This is a genomic window from Bacillus sp. 205(2023) (assembly GCF_037027485.1).
Lineage (GTDB): Bacteria > Bacillota > Bacilli > Bacillales > Bacillaceae > Bacillus > Bacillus halotolerans.
Genome location: NZ_JAXCHF010000001.1, coordinates 551,503 through 565,718, shown reverse-complemented (window position 1 = coordinate 565,718; position 14,216 = coordinate 551,503). Strand labels below are relative to the sequence as shown.

The window sequence follows — 14,216 nt, the reverse complement described above, 5'->3', positions numbered from 1 at the left end:
AATATGGCACCATTTCAAAAAACGATCAGCATTGAATCGGCAATTGCAGATGTGCGTGATGGATCGGTCCTTATGTTTGGCGGCTTCGGAGGAGTCGGCTCTCCTCCTTCTTTGATTGAAGCCATATTGGACAGCGGTGTGAAAGAATTAACTGTCATTTGCAATGATGCCGGATTCCCGGAGATTGGGATTGGACCGCTTATTGTCAATAAAAGAGTCAAGACACTGATTGCATCGCATATCGGTTCAAATCCTGTAGCCGGAAAACAGATGACAGACGGCACATTAGAGGTTCGATTTTCGCCTCAGGGCACGCTCGCAGAACGGATTCGCGCCGGCGGATCCGGCCTTGGCGGCATTTTGACCGATATCGGCATTGATAATCAAATGGTTTGTGAGAAAAAAGAGATTGTGTCTGTAGCGGGGAAACAATACTTGGTTGAAGAAGCGCTGACGGCTGATTTTGCCTTCATCAATGCCTGCATTGCAGATGAATTCGGCAATTTAACGTATGACAAAACAGCGCGTAACATGAATCCGCTTATGGCAATGGCCGCCAAAAGAACCTTTGCCGAGGCTGAGACGATTGTGCCGATGGGTGATATTGCAGAAGAAATGATTGTAACGCCTGGGGTTTTTGTTGAGGGAGTTGTGAGAAGCGAAGGGGTGAGGTGGAAATGGGCTTGGGAGTAACAGAAAGAGAGCAGATCGCCAGACGGGCTGCTTCTGAAATCAAACCAGGCATGATGGTGAATCTCGGTATCGGCATCCCTTCCTTGGTGCCGAACTTTTTGCCGCCTGACATGCAGGTTATGCTGCAGGCGGAAAACGGCGTACTCGGGATTGGCGAAAGTCCCGAAAAAGGGAATGAGGATGAAAATTTATGCAACGCCGCGGGATTCCCTGTCCGTGCTGTTAAGGGAGCATCTTATTTTGATACAACGATGTCTTTTGCCATGATCAGAAGAGGCATGATTGACATTACGATTTTAGGCGCTTTGCAGGTAAGCCAGTCGGGAGACCTTGCGAATTGGCTTGTACCCGGAAAAAAGGTGCCAGGCATGGGCGGTGCGATGGAGCTCGCCCAAAAAGCGAAAAAAGTGGTTGTCGTCATGAGCCATACCGATCAAAAAGGGAGGCCTAAATTAACAGAAGCCTGCACCCTTCCGTTAACAGCAGCAGGCTGTGTAGATATGATCATTACTGAAAAAGCAGTTCTTGCAGTTGGCCGGCATCATTTTATTTTAAAAGAACTGATGAATGGCTCAACTATTGACGAGGTGATCGGTCTGACCGACGCTGAAATAATGGTAGATATGCCTTTTTCTTAAAAGGGGGAGTGATGATGCAGGACATTGAAAGAAAAGTAATCGAATGGCTTGATCAGCATTCAGCCAAAGCCATTCGTCTTTTGAAAAGGCTGGTTGGAGAAAAAAGCACACTTGGCAAGGAATTTAACGCCCAGGCAGTAGTCCTTGAAAAGCTTAGGCAATTTCATATGGACATTGATGTGTGGGAGCCGAGCCTAAAACAATTAAAACAGCATCCCTATTTTATATCAGACCGGTCGGATTTTCATGAGAGCCCGAACATTGTCGCTAAAAAAACGGGAGAGGGCGGAGGACGATCTCTGATTTTAAACGGGCATATCGATGTTGTGCCAGAAGGAAATTTGAAGGAATGGAAGTATGAACCGTTTCAAGCTGCCGAAGTAAATGGTAAAATTTACGGCCGCGGCTCCACTGATATGAAGGGAGGCAATACAGCCCTTCTATTTGCATTAGAAGCTCTGCACGCCTGCGATGTCAAACTGAAAGGTGATGTATTGTTTCAGAGTGTTATAGATGAAGAGTGCGGCGGCGCCGGAACACTTTCTGCCATTATAAGAGGCTATCGTGCGGACGGGGCGCTAATTCCGGAACCGACCAATATGAAGCTTTTTATTAAACAGCAGGGCTCGATGTGGTTTCGGATCACGGTTAAAGGATTAGCAGCACACGGAGGCACACGGTATGAAGGTGTCAGCGCCATTGAAAAAAGCATGCATGTCACTACAGCCATTCAAGAGCTTGAAAAAGTCCGCAATGCAAGAATTTCTGACCCGCTTTATGATCATATCCCAATCCCGGTTCCAATCAATATTGGCACTATCTCAGGCGGAACATGGCCGTCCTCGGTAGCAGACCGCGTCGTCATAGAAGGAAGATGCGGAATTGCTCCCCATGAAAAGCCTGAAGCCGTGAAAATGGAATTGGAAAACTGGCTGAAAGATTTACAATATCATGATGAATGGTTTAAACGCCATCCAATTCAAGTAGAATGGTTCGGGGCTCAATGGCTGCCGAATGATTTGCCTGATGACCATCCTTTACTATCAGTTTTGCAGTCAGCCTATCAAAAAATGAAACAAACACAGCCGATCATCGAAGCGTCGCCTTGGGGGACAGACGGCGGCCTTTTGTATCATGCGGGAGATACTCCTGTTATCGTTTTTGGACCGGGAGAGACGAAAACGGCACATCAGGCAAACGAGTATATTGAGGTTGAAGCCATGTTAGAATCAGCTAAAATTATTGCTCTTTTTGTGATGGATTGGTGCGGGCTTCATACAGACGGGGAGGATGCTGATGATCAAAACAGTAAAGAATAGCGGTGTCACGGCTGTCATAGACAATGACCGCTTTAATAAACGAATTAGAGTCATTCGTTATGAAGGCGCTATTCAGGAAGTCTTGTCTGATATTATGACAGCGGCTGAAGAGGAGGGCGCCGAAAAAATTATTGTGTACACTAAACAGCATGACGAGGCGGAGCTGGCTAAACAATTGTTTACGCCGGAGGGCTTTCTCGAAGGCTACTATCTCGGCCATCGCGCTGCCGTCATGGTCCGTTATCTCACAGAAAAACGAAGACAAACAGATACCTATTTATCCGAGCAGGAAATGATAGAGCTATTATATAAATTGAAGCCTCAGCCACAAATCGAAGACAGGTCTCCTTTTACAATGAGAAAAGCAGAAACAAACGACATGTATCAGTTATCTATGCTGTATAAAAAAGTATTCCGCACGTATCCGACTCCTGTGTTTGATCCCGCCTATATTGAAAAGACGATGAATGAGCATACACTTTATTATGTCATGCTTGAAGATGACCGTCTGATTAGCGCGGCAAGCGCAGATATCAATCCTGAGCTGGGGCATGCCGAAATGACGGACTGTGCCGTGCTTCCCGATTATCGGGGCCGTTCGCTGACAAGTATTTTAATAGATGCATTAGAAAAAGAAATGAGAGAGCAAGATATCTTTCAAGTATTTTCACTCGCCCGCGCTGCATCTTTTGGAATGAATGCGGTCCTGTATCATTCCGGGTATCAGTATGGCGGAAGGCTGATCAATAATTGTTATATAGGAGAAGGGCTTGAAAATATGAATATCTGGTGCAAGCGCCTGTAAGTGAAAAAGAAATGCACGAGGAGGAATTTCATTTGACAAACAAATGGTATAAACCGAAACGGCATTGGAAGGAGATAGAGTTATGGAAGGATGTTCCGGAAGAAAAATGGAATGATTGGCTGTGGCAGCTGACCCATACTGTAAGAACATTAGATGACTTGAAAAAAGTGATTAACCTGACCGAAGAAGAAGAGGAAGGCGTCAGAATTTCTACTAAAACGATCCCCTTAAATATCACACCCTATTATGCTTCCTTAATGGATCCCGACAACCCCAGATGTCCGATACGGATGCAGTCTGTGCCGCTCTCTGAAGAGATGCACAAAACAAAATACGACCTGGAAGACCCGCTTCATGAGGATGAAGACTCTCCGGTACCCGGTCTGACACACCGTTATCCCGACCGAGTCCTATTCCTTGTCACGAACCAATGCTCCATGTACTGCCGCTACTGCACAAGGAGGCGTTTTTCCGGTCAAATCGGAATGGGCGTCCCTAAAAAGCAGCTTGATGCCGCGATCGCCTACATTCGGGAGACACCCGAGATCCGGGACTGTCTGATTTCAGGCGGGGACGGGTTGCTGATCAATGATCAAATTTTAGAATACATTTTAAAAGAGCTGCGCAGTATACCGCATTTGGAAATTATCAGAATCGGCACAAGAGCGCCTGTCGTTTTTCCTCAGAGAATCACCGATCAACTGTGCGATATCTTAAAGAAATATCATCCGGTCTGGCTGAACACCCATTTCAACACAAGCATCGAAATGACGGAGGAATCCGTTGAGGCTTGCGAAAAGCTGGTGAACGCAGGTGTGCCGGTCGGAAATCAGGCCGTCGTGCTAGCAGGCATTAATGATTCGGTAACAATTATGAAAAAGCTTATGCATGACTTGGTGAAAATCAGAGTCCGTCCCTATTATATATACCAATGTGATCTCTCAGAAGGCATCGGACATTTCAGAGCTCCGGTTTCAAAAGGGCTGGAGATTATTGAGGGGCTGCGAGGCCATACTTCAGGCTACGCGGTACCAACCTTTGTCGTTGACGCACCAGGCGGCGGCGGGAAGATCGCACTGCAGCCAAATTATGTTTTATCGCAAAGTCCTGACAAAATCATCTTGAGAAATTTTGAAGGAGTCATTACCTCTTATCCGGAACCTGAACATTATATCCCTAACCAGGCTGACGCCTATTTTGAGTCTGTTTTTCCTGAAGCTGTCGACAAAAAAGAGCCAATTGGACTGAGTGCCATCCTTGCCGACAAAGAGATTTCTTTCACACCGGAAAACGTGGCCAGAATCAAAAGGAGAGAAGCATATACAGCGAAGCCGGGGCACGAAACCTTAAAGGACCGGCGGGAGAAAAGAGACCAGCTAAAGGAAAAGAAATTTTTAGCCCAGCAGAAAAAAGAAAAAGAGGCAGAAAGCGGGGGGGATTCTTCATGAAAACATGCGTATGGTGCGGTGTGCCTGAGGCGCAGCCTGGCACGAACACGGTTTATTGGGAGCTTCCTGACGGCACACGAGCCATAGAGCTGACAAACACCCCCGCGATGATTTGCTCTTCTTGCGGAATGGCCTACCAAGAGGATTCGACGATAAAGGATATTGAGGATCAGCTGTTTTTAATCAACACAAAAAAACTCCCTGAAAGTCTGACGTATCAACAGCTCATGGAAACGGAAAGGATATTAAAACGCAACTATTTTGATTTTTCCTGAATGATGTTTCGTTATTCTTTTGTTGTAATTTTACACTTGCACTGTATAATAGAACAACAAAAGACAGACACCAGGAGGGGAAACCCATGAAATCCTTTTATCACTATTTATTGAAATACAGACATCCTAAACCGCAGGACAGCATCAGTGAGTTTGCCAATCAGGCGTATGAGGATCACAGCTTCCCAAAAACATCAACCGATTATCACGAAATCAGTTCATATTTGGAGCTGACTGTTGATTATCTGGACACGATGGCTACGTTTGATGAAGCTTGGGAAAAATACGAGGCCGAGGTGCACGAGAAATAACCACATGTTTAAATCCGCAGATCCGCTGCGGATTTTTTTGTGCGCATACACATACCATAATTGGATACTTCCAATGGTTTTCATGCCCATGCGAATTGGTGTAACCCAGCATACGATAGCGTATGAGAAATGTTGCGGCGAGGGGGAGACACCATGAAGCAAAATAAACCGAAATTCCAAGTAGGGGATATCGTAGTCGTCATTATGTATGGGACAGTCGGCACCATCACAAAAGTACACCAAATCGATAAGCACTATCTTTATGAAGTAAACCACAATGAAGTCTTATATTTTGAATCGTCCATTCAATTATATAAAGATTATGAAGGCGTCATCGTCGATATGGAAAAACTTGATATTGAATATGAATTCCTCATTGGAGATGTTGTTTATGTAAAAGATTATGGAAAAGAACTCTTTCGCATTATCGGCCACAGAACAGAAATTTGGAGATATTTAGAAGATGGCTGGGAAGATATTATTTATGAGCTGACTCGTTTAAAGGATGGAGAGTGGCTTGAAACGGAGGAAGAGGATCTCACGCTGGTACTCAGAAAGTATGAAATGGACCAGTTTGTGCATCAGCTTTTGTTTGTCCACTATGTCGGAGAAACTGCCCATGAGATCGGCGAAGATATTGTACCGTCTGCTCTTCTTCAGTTTGAAGGCGAAGATGAAGATCAAGATACCCTGCGCATCCTGGCTGTATCAATTGTTGATGAGCTTTTGGATATTTACAACGATTACAAAATTCTGTACGAAATGTTTAAAGATGAAGAATATAAAGATATGATGATGTTTGTGCTGGAAAGTTTAAAAGAACACTTCAGTTAGTTTGTGAACAAGCGGATGACCACATATAAAAAGTAAGGCAGACAGCCCCAAATCATGACATGCGTCATACCTTTGAGCGTTTTTTCCATGACCATATCGAATCTTTCTCCGTCCAGTGCTTCCATCATTTTAGCGATCATTTGTCAGCCTCCTATGGCTTGTTTTTTTATTCAATGTATATGAATGAAAGAATTGTTTAGAACACCGGGTATAATTCATCCCGTTTTTTCATAAAACATAAAAAAGGAGGCGGTACGGTTATGAAAGAAATAGATCTTGTGATTGACACGGAAGAAATCGCTGAATTTTTTTACAGAGAGCTTGCAAGACGGGGCTACATACCGAGTGAAGATGAGCTGTTTGAAATCGCCGATATTACCTTTGATTATCTGATAGAAAAATGTATGATAGATGAAGAGCTGGATGAAGATTATTAAGGCTTGAAACCGGAGCGGCCAGCTCCGGTTTTTTATTCGGCTGATATGAATTTTTGAGAAATAAAGGAGGGAAAATCTTGTACAAGCCAGTCAGTCTGTTTCTTCTCTTTCTTTTTTTAGCCGCGGTTATTCATACATCTGCTGTTCAATCAGCAGATGAAATGATCAGTAAGGCAGCCGCAGCTATCCGTCAGCCTTGGCTGAACGATGTGATGATTTGGGTGACTCATCTCGGTGCTACTTCCTTTTTACTGCCACTTATCGTAGTCATTGGGGCAGGGCTGTTTTTTTACAAGAGAACCTTGGACGGTCTTTTGATGCTTTTCATATTCGGAGCGGATCGTCTGTTAAACAAAATATTAAAAGAGTGGATCGAACGGGCAAGGCCGGATTTTGAACCGCTCGTTCATGAGTCGTCCTTCAGCTTTCCGAGCGGCCACTCCATGAACGCTGCTTGTGTTTATCCTGTAATCGCCTACTTTTTAGTGAAACACATCCCGTTTTTGTCAAAGCATAAAAAAGCGGTATACATAATCGCCGGTACTGTCGTTATTTTGGTTGGTGCCAGCAGAGTCTACCTCGGCGTGCACTTTTTAACTGACGTTTTAGGAGGCTTCAGTCTCGGCCTGCTACTGTTTTTCCTCGTGAAAGGTTTTGACGAAAAGTTTCATTCGTTTCGACAAAAGTAGAGAGAGGAAAAAGAGGGCGAAACGCTAATATGTTATAGAAATAAAAGGGAGGGATCTTGATGATGTTATCCGTGTTTAAAAAGAAGTCTTGTTTTTACGATGTGACAATATTTCAAACACCCCGGTTTGGTGAAAAAAAAGGTTACCGAGCCGTCTATCGAACTGAACTGAACGGGAGCAATCATCAAGACGTGCTAAAAAGAGCGTTCTCTTTGTTTAATGTATTCGATACTGTTCCAAGTGATTATGATGCGAGATTTATGGCCACAGGGGATGTGATTTTGATTGATGAAGGCAGAAAAGGGAAAACATATTATAAACTGCTTCCCGCCGGATGGAGGAAAATCAATCGTCTGATTGTGCAAACAACATAACGAAAGAAAACTGCGGATATCCGCAGTTTTCTGTTTTTTAAGGTTTTCGTTTGGCCGCGGAATGCTCTTTTTCGTGCGCCTCTTCAGCCGCGATAACGTCTTTAGCAGGTATGTGGTTATTCTTTTTTTGTCCGGTTATCCGGTTACGCTGTTTTTTACCCATGTTTCATCCCTCCTTTTGCCGTTAGGTTCTCATATAAGCAGCTCAATTATCCCGATTTTCTCTAATGGCGCCTAAAAATACCCCGGATCATTTTCTTTTTTCGGAACATTCCTTTATAATCAATGCTGAAGTTTGTCTCATCATGACATCCGTTGTAAAATGAACGGACTGATCGTTAATTTTGGTTGAGGAGGATATGAGATGAGTGTACATATCGGTGCGGAAAAAGGACAAATTGCGGATACGGTACTGTTGCCGGGGGACCCTTTAAGAGCAAAATTTATCGCTGAAACGTATCTTGAAAATGTGGAATGCTATAATGAAGTCAGAGGCATGTATGGATTTACAGGTACATATAAAGGCAAAAAAATCTCTGTGCAGGGCACGGGCATGGGTGTTCCGTCCATTTCAATTTACGTCAATGAATTAATTCAAAGCTATGATGTGCAAAATTTAATAAGAGTAGGCTCTTGCGGCGCCATCCGTAAAGATGTCAAAGTGCGCGACGTCATTTTGGCCATGACTTCTTCTACTGATTCACAAATGAACAGAGTCGCTTTTGGAAGTATCGATTTCGCGCCTAACGCAGATTTCGAGCTTTTGAAAAATGCCTATGACGCCGCTAAGGATAAAGGCGTACCGGTGACGGTAGGCAGTGTATTTACTGCTGACCAGTTCTACAATGACGATTCTCAAATTGAAAAGCTTGCCCAATACGGTGTGCTCGGGGTAGAGATGGAAACAACCGCTTTGTATACATTGGCAGCGAAGCACGGTAGAAAAGCGCTGTCCATCCTGACCGTGAGCGATCACGTATTAACAGGAGAAGAAACAACAGCAGAAGAGCGTCAAACCACTTTTCATGATATGATAGAAGTGGCTTTACATTCTGTATCAAAATAAAATAAATGAAGAGGCGTGCTGGGTGCCGGCAGCCTCTTCTTTATGGATACGGAAACGATTGATAAAAGGAAGGTAATGTGATTATGAAAAAGTCCGGTAAATGGTTCTCGCTGGCCGCCGCTCTGAGTGTGACGGCAATTGTCGGAGCCGGCTGCAGCATGTCAAATGGAGATGCTCAAAAGGATACGAAAACCACTGCAGAATCAAAACAGACAGAAGAAAAAACAGCTGACAGCAAAAAAACAAATACGCAGGACAGTGAGTTCTTATTGGAAAGCAAGTTTTTCAATAACATTAAAAAAGTAGACGGCCTGGAAACCATTCAAAATCCAAAAAATATCCTCGCCCTTGTCAATAAGCAATACGCACTGCCAGGAGACTATGAACCTAGCGATCTAGTTATCCCTGATGTCGAGTTTTCTTTTGAAGAGAAAATACAAAAGCGATACATCAGAAAAGAAGCAGCAGACGCATTAAAAACGATGTTTGATGCAGCGAAAAAGGATGGCTATGAGCTGGCAGCCGTGTCAGGATACCGCTCGTATGACAGACAGCAGGTTATCTTTAAAAATGAAGTAAGCCTAAAAGGGGAAAAGAAAGCAAGAGAAGCTGTCGCATATCCTGGTGAAAGTGAACATCAAACAGGTTTAGCAATGGATATTTCCAGCCGAAGCAACGGTTTTGAGCTAAATGAGGAGTTCGGCAGCACCGAAGACGGAAAATGGGTGCAGAACAATGCATATAAATACGGTTTTATTATTCGCTACCCTAAAAACAAAGAAGATATCACGAAGTACGAATACGAACCATGGCATTTGCGTTATGTAGGCAAAAAGGCTGCAAAGGTTATTCATGAGAATGACTTAACATTAGAAGAATACTTTGAAAAAGTGAAGAAGATATAAAATAAAAACCCGCTTACCATTGGTTAAGCGGGTTTTTCCATTAAAAAAAGAATAAACCGGCGAGCGCCACACCTGTAATCAGCCCAAGGCCAATACCATATGCGGCTCCATATCCAAATCCGTAGCCGCCCCAATATCCATAGCCAAATCCGCCTCTTGGGCCCCCTGAAGTAACCGGAGCAATAAAGACCTTGCTGTTGGTTACCCGTGTAATTCTGCCCACATGGACCCTGCCGTTTCTTTCTGTAATTCTAGCAACTTTTCCTTGGTGCTGTCGGCAGATATGATAGTATTTTTCCAATATAATTCCCTCCTAATCCGTCTTTCTATCAGCTTATGATAGATAAACAAAAAAGGTTGGACGAAAAGAGGGGGTGAAGCGCCGTTTTACTTGTATGCGATAAAGATACAATGACCCATATACTCGCTGTATGCCTGCATGAGGTCATAATGGGACTGAAGCGTTTCATAGTAGATAGGAGCGATTGCTTGCGATACATCCATTTCTGTCGTCGGTTCAAATTCCATATCTTCCGGCAAAAGGGTGATCGTTTCTGTTTTCTGAAATCCATGGGAATGAATCGATTCCATCCACTCCGATTCGTTATAAAGCTTTGTAAAACCGTAAAAGTCCATCATTTGCTTCTTTTCGCGCGGAGGCATCGGCTTTTTAAGCGCCGCTTCAATACCGATCAGCATTCCACCCGGCTTCAATACTCTATTAATTTCTTGAAGGGAGGATGTCAGATGGGAAAAACTGAGGACGGATTCGGACAGGACGCAGGAAAAGGACGCCGAAGAAAACGGAAGATGTTCCAGCTCTCCAAGATATGCAGGGATGGCCAGCCCTTCATTTGCAAATCTTTTTTTCGCCTTCTCAAGCATGACAGGGTCTTTATCAACGACTGTGACAGGATAAAGCAAATGTCCTAAATAAGCCGCAGTTTGCCCCGTCCCGCATCCGGCATCAAGAATCGGCTGATCAGGCGGAGGTGCCGCTTTTTGCAATACGGCTTTTGAAAAAGCAAGCCCGCCTGGATGTGCACCTGAGACACCGAATAAGGACAGCATTTCTAAATATCGGCTCAAAATGGTATCCTCCTTTTTGGTTATTATATGTCGTGAAAAGACATAGGTTTATGAAACGATAAAGAAGGGCGGATCTCTATATTTTCTGCTCCGAGTTGACGAATAGGAAATCGTCCATGATAATAATGTAAGAAGAAAAGGTGGTGTTTAATTGAAACGGCAATTGAAACTGTTTTTTGTTGTGCTGATCACTGCGGTTGTCGCTTCGGCGCTGACTTTATTTATTACGGGCAATTCAAGCATTCTGGGCCAAAAATCAACAAGCGCAGGAGATAGTAAGTTCGATAAATTAAATAAAGCGTATGAGCAAATCAAAAGTGATTATTACAAGGAAACAAACGATGACAAATTAGTAGACGGAGCAATTAAAGGAATGATTGAGTCTCTGGACGATCCTTACTCTACCTATATGGATCAAAAGGAAGGAAAATCATTCGAAGAAAGCATTTCTGCATCCTTTGAAGGAATAGGAGCGCAAGTAGAGGAAAAAGACGGTGAAATCCTTATTGTTGCGCCAATCAAAGGTTCACCTGCTGAAAAAGCCGGAATCAAACCGAAGGATCAAATCCTGAAAGTAAACGGGAAAAGCGTAAAAGGCATGAATGTAAATGAAGCCGTCGCTTTAATCCGCGGCAAAAAGGGCACAAAAGTGAAGCTTGAGCTGAACAGAGCGGGAGTGGGAGAGATTGATCTTTCCATTAAGCGCGATACGATTCCTGTTGAGACCGTCTATTCTGAGATGAAAGACAACAATATCGGTGAGATCCAAATCACTTCTTTCTCTGAAACAACTGCTAAAGAGCTGACAAGTGCGATCGACAGTTTAGAGAAAAAAGGTGCCAAAGGCTATATTTTAGACTTGAGGGGCAATCCGGGCGGCTTAATGGACCAGGCGATTACAATGAGCAATCTGTTTATTGATAAAGGTAAAAATATTATGCAGGTTGAGTACAAAAACGGCTCAAAAGAAGTCATGAAAGCGGAAAAAGAACGAAAAGTTACCAAGCCGACTGTCGTTTTAGTAAATGACGGAACAGCGAGCGCTGCAGAAATCATGGCCGCTGCCCTTCATGAATCGTCAGGCATTCCGTTAATTGGAGAAACCACATTCGGAAAAGGCACAGTGCAAACCGCAAAAGAGTATGAGGATGGTTCAACAGTCAAACTGACAATGGCCAAATGGCTGACTGCTGACGGTGAATGGATTCATAAAAAAGGCATCAAGCCGCAAGTGAAAGCAGAGCTTCCTGATTACGCAAAGCTCCCATATTTGGACGCTGATAAAACGTACAAATCAGGCAATACAGGCACTGAAGTCAAAGTCGCTCAGCAAATGCTGAAAGCACTTGGCTATCAGGTGAAGGTAAACAGTACGTATGATCAAGATTTTGTATCAGTCGTCAAACAGTTTCAGAAAAAAGAGAATCTGAAACAAACAGGCGTGCTGACTGGCGATACTACAACAAAACTAATGACAGAACTTCAACAAAAGCTGTCAAATAATGATACGCAAATGAAAAAAGCAATTGAAACGCTGAAAAAAGAAATGTAAAAAAGCCATACGCGGCTACCGCGTATGGCTTTTTTTAAGCACCCTTCTGATTCGGATTCGGTTCAGTTTTTTTACCAAATAAACCTTCTTTGACTGGATTTGAACCTGCTCTTTTTACAAACAGCGGATTGAGAATGATTACAGCGATGATATTGGCGGACAATCCCCAGAAACCTTCATAAATGCCGTGTGCAGATTGAGTGATATACACAATAAACGTAACCGCAAGGCCGGCTAATAATCCGATCACTGTCGCCTCTCTCGTTTGGTTCTTCCAGAATAAGCTGACGGCAATCGCGGGGAAGATCTGCACCATACCGGAAACGCCTAAAAGCTGAAGTGTTACTAAGGCAGTCGGGAACAGCATTCCAAATAGAAGAGCAAGACCGATCACGACAAATACCATGGAACGTGTAATAAGGGTCAGTTTGCTTTGTGACACATTTGGATGAATCAAGTCACGGTATAAGTTATTGGCAAATAAATTCGATGCTCCGATAGCCATGATCGAACAAGGGATCAATGAAGCTAAAGCGATAGTGGCGTATGCAAAACCTTGTGCCACGCCGCCGTAAGACGTCTGAATCAGATGCAGCAGCGCCAGTCTTGGATTTGTATCTTCCGGCAGCACAAGAAAAGCGATAAAACCAAGGAAAATAACTAAGATTAAAACGATGTTATAAAGCGGCAAAAACATGCTGTTTTTTCTAACTGCATCGGCACTTTTCGCCGTAAATACACCTGTAGCGGCATGCGCCCACATAAAAAGTGCCAAGGCGGATACAATAGATGCTGTAATAAACCAAGGGATGCCTTTTGGGCCCTCTGTCGGTATCGTCAGCATTTGCGGCGCTTCCTTCACCAATGTATCAATCATCGGCGTCCAGCCGTTGAAATGAATAAGAGGGAGGGAAACGACCATAAACAGCATAATCACCCATACTAAAATATCTTTAATAATGGCTGTAAAAGTAGGCCCTTTAATCCCGCTGAAAAACGTGTACAGAGCAACTAGAATGAATGAGATGATGACAACGAACTTTACGTTGATATAGCCGGTGCCCGCTACCTGAAGCGTATCTTGAATTCCGCTAAGCTGAAGACAGATATATGGGATAAGCATCAGGACACCGACAATTGCAACGAGACTTGCCAACAGCTTGCTGTCAAAACGTTCCCGCGCATAATCAGCGAGAGTTGTTAATTTGTGAATTTTCGCAACTTTCCAAAGTTTCGGTAGGAAGAAATAGGCGATAAAATAAGCCAATACGGAGTAAGGAATAGCAAAAAACGCAACACTTCCGCCTGTGTAAGCCGTACTGGTCAAACCTAAGAAAGTATATGCCGTGTAAAGGTCAGCGCCTACTAAAAACCAAACGAGAAGGCCTCCAAAACGTCTGCCGCCGACAGACCATTCTTCCACCGAGGTTCGCGATGATTTGTCTCTCCCGGCGAGAAATCCGATACAGACAACAGTTAATACGATAATAGCCGTAATCATAAGTGCAGTGAGATTTCCTTGCATTATTCAATTCCTCCATCTTTTTTTTGCACCAGGTAAATGCCAAACGAACATACCGGCGTAATAATAATCCACAGCAGCAGCCAAAAATGGAAAAAAGGAAGGCCGAAAATAATCGGTTCGATTCGATTCACAAACGGCAAAAGTGCAAGCTGAATGAATGGTAAAATGATGAGTATAACAATAAGTGCTTTTTTAACCATTTACTTTCCTCCTGAAAGATGATAATGCTCACTATAATAGCAGTTGTAAGATAAGA

General features: G+C 43.6%; 20 protein-coding genes. 14 read left to right on the top strand and 6 right to left on the bottom strand.

All coding sequences use genetic code 11. The annotated features are described in order from the left end of the window. Nucleotides 1-3: 3 nt before the first annotated feature. From WA325_RS02505 to WA325_RS02470, 8 genes are all read left to right on the top strand, one after another. Entirely contained in the window at nt 4-693 is a 690-nt protein-coding gene (locus WA325_RS02505; RefSeq protein ID WP_044155490.1) for a CoA transferase subunit A, read from the top strand. Then, nucleotides 678-1,331 carry a 3-oxoacid CoA-transferase subunit B gene (locus WA325_RS02500; RefSeq protein ID WP_024121766.1) on the top strand — a complete coding sequence of 218 codons (654 nt, stop codon included), beginning with the start codon at nt 678-680 and terminating at the stop codon, nt 1,329-1,331. Before WA325_RS02505 ends, WA325_RS02500 begins: the two co-directional genes overlap by 16 nt. Nucleotides 1,332-1,339: 8 nt before the next feature. Further along, nucleotides 1,340-2,650, top strand: a complete 1,311-nt coding sequence (locus tag WA325_RS02495) for a peptidase (protein ID WP_326327450.1) — start codon at nt 1,340-1,342, stop codon at nt 2,648-2,650. Beyond that, nucleotides 2,628-3,455 carry a putative beta-lysine N-acetyltransferase gene (gene ablB, locus WA325_RS02490; RefSeq protein WP_305934425.1) on the top strand — a complete coding sequence of 276 codons (828 nt, stop codon included), beginning with the start codon at nt 2,628-2,630 and terminating at the stop codon, nt 3,453-3,455. The genes WA325_RS02495 and ablB overlap by 23 nt, the downstream gene beginning before the upstream one ends. A gap of 32 nt (nt 3,456-3,487) precedes the next feature. Next, the gene (ablA, locus tag WA325_RS02485) at nt 3,488-4,903 is read left to right on the top strand and encodes a lysine 2,3-aminomutase (RefSeq protein ID WP_336183170.1); all 1,416 of its coding nucleotides are present in this window, start codon (nt 3,488-3,490) and stop codon (nt 4,901-4,903) included. Further along, on the top strand, nt 4,900-5,178 hold the full coding sequence (locus WA325_RS02480; protein ID WP_105992047.1) for a YokU family protein: 279 nt from the start codon (nt 4,900-4,902) through the stop codon (nt 5,176-5,178). The genes ablA and WA325_RS02480 overlap by 4 nt, the downstream gene beginning before the upstream one ends. A gap of 86 nt (nt 5,179-5,264) precedes the next feature. Then, on the top strand, nt 5,265-5,489 hold the full coding sequence (locus WA325_RS02475; RefSeq protein WP_336183169.1) for a YozE family protein: 225 nt from the start codon (nt 5,265-5,267) through the stop codon (nt 5,487-5,489). A gap of 153 nt (nt 5,490-5,642) precedes the next feature. Further along, nucleotides 5,643-6,323: a hypothetical protein gene (locus WA325_RS02470; RefSeq protein WP_010334614.1), complete on the top strand. Its 681-nt coding sequence runs from the start codon at nt 5,643-5,645 to the stop codon at nt 6,321-6,323. Here the strand turns inward: WA325_RS02470 and WA325_RS02465 are convergent. Further along, nucleotides 6,320-6,463, bottom strand: a complete 144-nt coding sequence (locus WA325_RS02465; protein WP_101860544.1) for a hypothetical protein — start codon at nt 6,461-6,463, stop codon at nt 6,320-6,322. The two genes, WA325_RS02470 and WA325_RS02465, sit on opposite strands and share 4 nt — an antisense overlap. A gap of 120 nt (nt 6,464-6,583) precedes the next feature. On the opposite strand from WA325_RS02465, the gene WA325_RS02460 reads away from it, so the two are divergent. The 3 genes from WA325_RS02460 to yodL all read left to right on the top strand — a co-directional run bounded on the left by WA325_RS02460 (nt 6,584) and on the right by yodL (nt 7,823). Continuing rightward, nucleotides 6,584-6,760, top strand: a complete 177-nt coding sequence (locus WA325_RS02460) for a YozD family protein (RefSeq protein ID WP_202853601.1) — start codon at nt 6,584-6,586, stop codon at nt 6,758-6,760. Between the two features lie 77 nt (nt 6,761-6,837). Beyond that, nucleotides 6,838-7,449, top strand: coding sequence for a phosphatase PAP2 family protein (locus tag WA325_RS02455; RefSeq protein ID WP_024121760.1), 612 nt, complete (start codon nt 6,838-6,840; stop codon nt 7,447-7,449). 59 nt (nt 7,450-7,508) lie between these two features. After that, a complete protein-coding gene (gene yodL / locus WA325_RS02450; protein ID WP_038954208.1) occupies nt 7,509-7,823 on the top strand; it encodes a shape determination protein YodL in 315 nt (104 codons plus the stop codon). A gap of 37 nt (nt 7,824-7,860) precedes the next feature. Here the strand turns inward: yodL and WA325_RS02445 are convergent, their stop codons facing one another. Beyond that, nucleotides 7,861-7,986, bottom strand: coding sequence for a hypothetical protein (locus WA325_RS02445; protein ID WP_024121758.1), 126 nt, complete (start codon nt 7,984-7,986; stop codon nt 7,861-7,863). Between the two features lie 201 nt (nt 7,987-8,187). On the opposite strand from WA325_RS02445, the gene deoD reads away from it, so the two are divergent. Together deoD and WA325_RS02435 are read left to right on the top strand one after the other, a co-directional pair. Further along, nucleotides 8,188-8,889 carry a purine-nucleoside phosphorylase gene (gene deoD, locus WA325_RS02440; RefSeq protein ID WP_024121757.1) on the top strand — a complete coding sequence of 234 codons (702 nt, stop codon included), beginning with the start codon at nt 8,188-8,190 and terminating at the stop codon, nt 8,887-8,889. 83 nt (nt 8,890-8,972) lie between these two features. Then, entirely contained in the window at nt 8,973-9,794 is an 822-nt protein-coding gene (locus tag WA325_RS02435) for a M15 family metallopeptidase (protein ID WP_336183168.1), read from the top strand. 40 nt (nt 9,795-9,834) lie between these two features. Here the strand turns inward: WA325_RS02435 and WA325_RS02430 are convergent, their stop codons facing one another. Continuing rightward, nucleotides 9,835-10,095, bottom strand: coding sequence for a hypothetical protein (locus WA325_RS02430; RefSeq protein ID WP_044155510.1), 261 nt, complete (start codon nt 10,093-10,095; stop codon nt 9,835-9,837). An 86-nt stretch (nt 10,096-10,181) separates the two neighbouring features. Beyond that, on the bottom strand, nt 10,182-10,883 hold the full coding sequence (locus WA325_RS02425) for a class I SAM-dependent methyltransferase (protein WP_059293285.1): 702 nt from the start codon (nt 10,881-10,883) through the stop codon (nt 10,182-10,184). Nucleotides 10,884-11,034: 151 nt separating this feature from the next. Here WA325_RS02425 and ctpA point away from each other — a divergent pair, with 151 nt between their 5' ends. After that, nucleotides 11,035-12,435 carry a carboxy-terminal processing protease CtpA gene (gene ctpA / locus WA325_RS02420; RefSeq protein WP_322008773.1) on the top strand — a complete coding sequence of 467 codons (1,401 nt, stop codon included), beginning with the start codon at nt 11,035-11,037 and terminating at the stop codon, nt 12,433-12,435. Nucleotides 12,436-12,469: 34 nt separating this feature from the next. Here ctpA and WA325_RS02415 read toward each other — a convergent pair whose 3' ends face one another. Next, complete coding sequence (locus WA325_RS02415) at nt 12,470-13,960, bottom strand: sodium:solute symporter family protein (RefSeq protein ID WP_024121753.1); 1,491 nt, start codon at nt 13,958-13,960, stop codon at nt 12,470-12,472. Further along, a complete protein-coding gene (locus WA325_RS02410; protein ID WP_044155515.1) occupies nt 13,960-14,160 on the bottom strand; it encodes a DUF3311 domain-containing protein in 201 nt (66 codons plus the stop codon). Before WA325_RS02410 ends, WA325_RS02415 begins: the two co-directional genes overlap by 1 nt. Nucleotides 14,161-14,216: the final 56 nt, after the last annotated feature.

Coding starts and splice junctions, on each gene's coding strand:
- WA325_RS02505 (WP_044155490.1), top strand. CDS start 4: ATGGCACCATTTCAAAAAACGATCAGCATTGAATCGGCAATTGCAGAT.
- WA325_RS02500 (WP_024121766.1), top strand. CDS start 678: ATGGGCTTGGGAGTAACAGAAAGAGAGCAGATCGCCAGACGGGCTGCT.
- ablB (WP_305934425.1), top strand. CDS start 2,628: ATGATCAAAACAGTAAAGAATAGCGGTGTCACGGCTGTCATAGACAAT.
- WA325_RS02480 (WP_105992047.1), top strand. CDS start 4,900: ATGAAAACATGCGTATGGTGCGGTGTGCCTGAGGCGCAGCCTGGCACG.
- WA325_RS02475 (WP_336183169.1), top strand. CDS start 5,265: ATGAAATCCTTTTATCACTATTTATTGAAATACAGACATCCTAAACCG.
- WA325_RS02470 (WP_010334614.1), top strand. CDS start 5,643: ATGAAGCAAAATAAACCGAAATTCCAAGTAGGGGATATCGTAGTCGTC.
- WA325_RS02465 (WP_101860544.1), bottom strand. CDS start 6,463: ATGATCGCTAAAATGATGGAAGCACTGGACGGAGAAAGATTCGATATG.
- WA325_RS02460 (WP_202853601.1), top strand. CDS start 6,584: ATGAAAGAAATAGATCTTGTGATTGACACGGAAGAAATCGCTGAATTT.
- yodL (WP_038954208.1), top strand. CDS start 7,509: ATGATGTTATCCGTGTTTAAAAAGAAGTCTTGTTTTTACGATGTGACA.
- WA325_RS02445 (WP_024121758.1), bottom strand. CDS start 7,986: ATGGGTAAAAAACAGCGTAACCGGATAACCGGACAAAAAAAGAATAAC.
- deoD (WP_024121757.1), top strand. CDS start 8,188: ATGAGTGTACATATCGGTGCGGAAAAAGGACAAATTGCGGATACGGTA.
- WA325_RS02435 (WP_336183168.1), top strand. CDS start 8,973: ATGAAAAAGTCCGGTAAATGGTTCTCGCTGGCCGCCGCTCTGAGTGTG.
- WA325_RS02415 (WP_024121753.1), bottom strand. CDS start 13,960: ATGCAAGGAAATCTCACTGCACTTATGATTACGGCTATTATCGTATTA.
- WA325_RS02410 (WP_044155515.1), bottom strand. CDS start 14,160: ATGGTTAAAAAAGCACTTATTGTTATACTCATCATTTTACCATTCATT.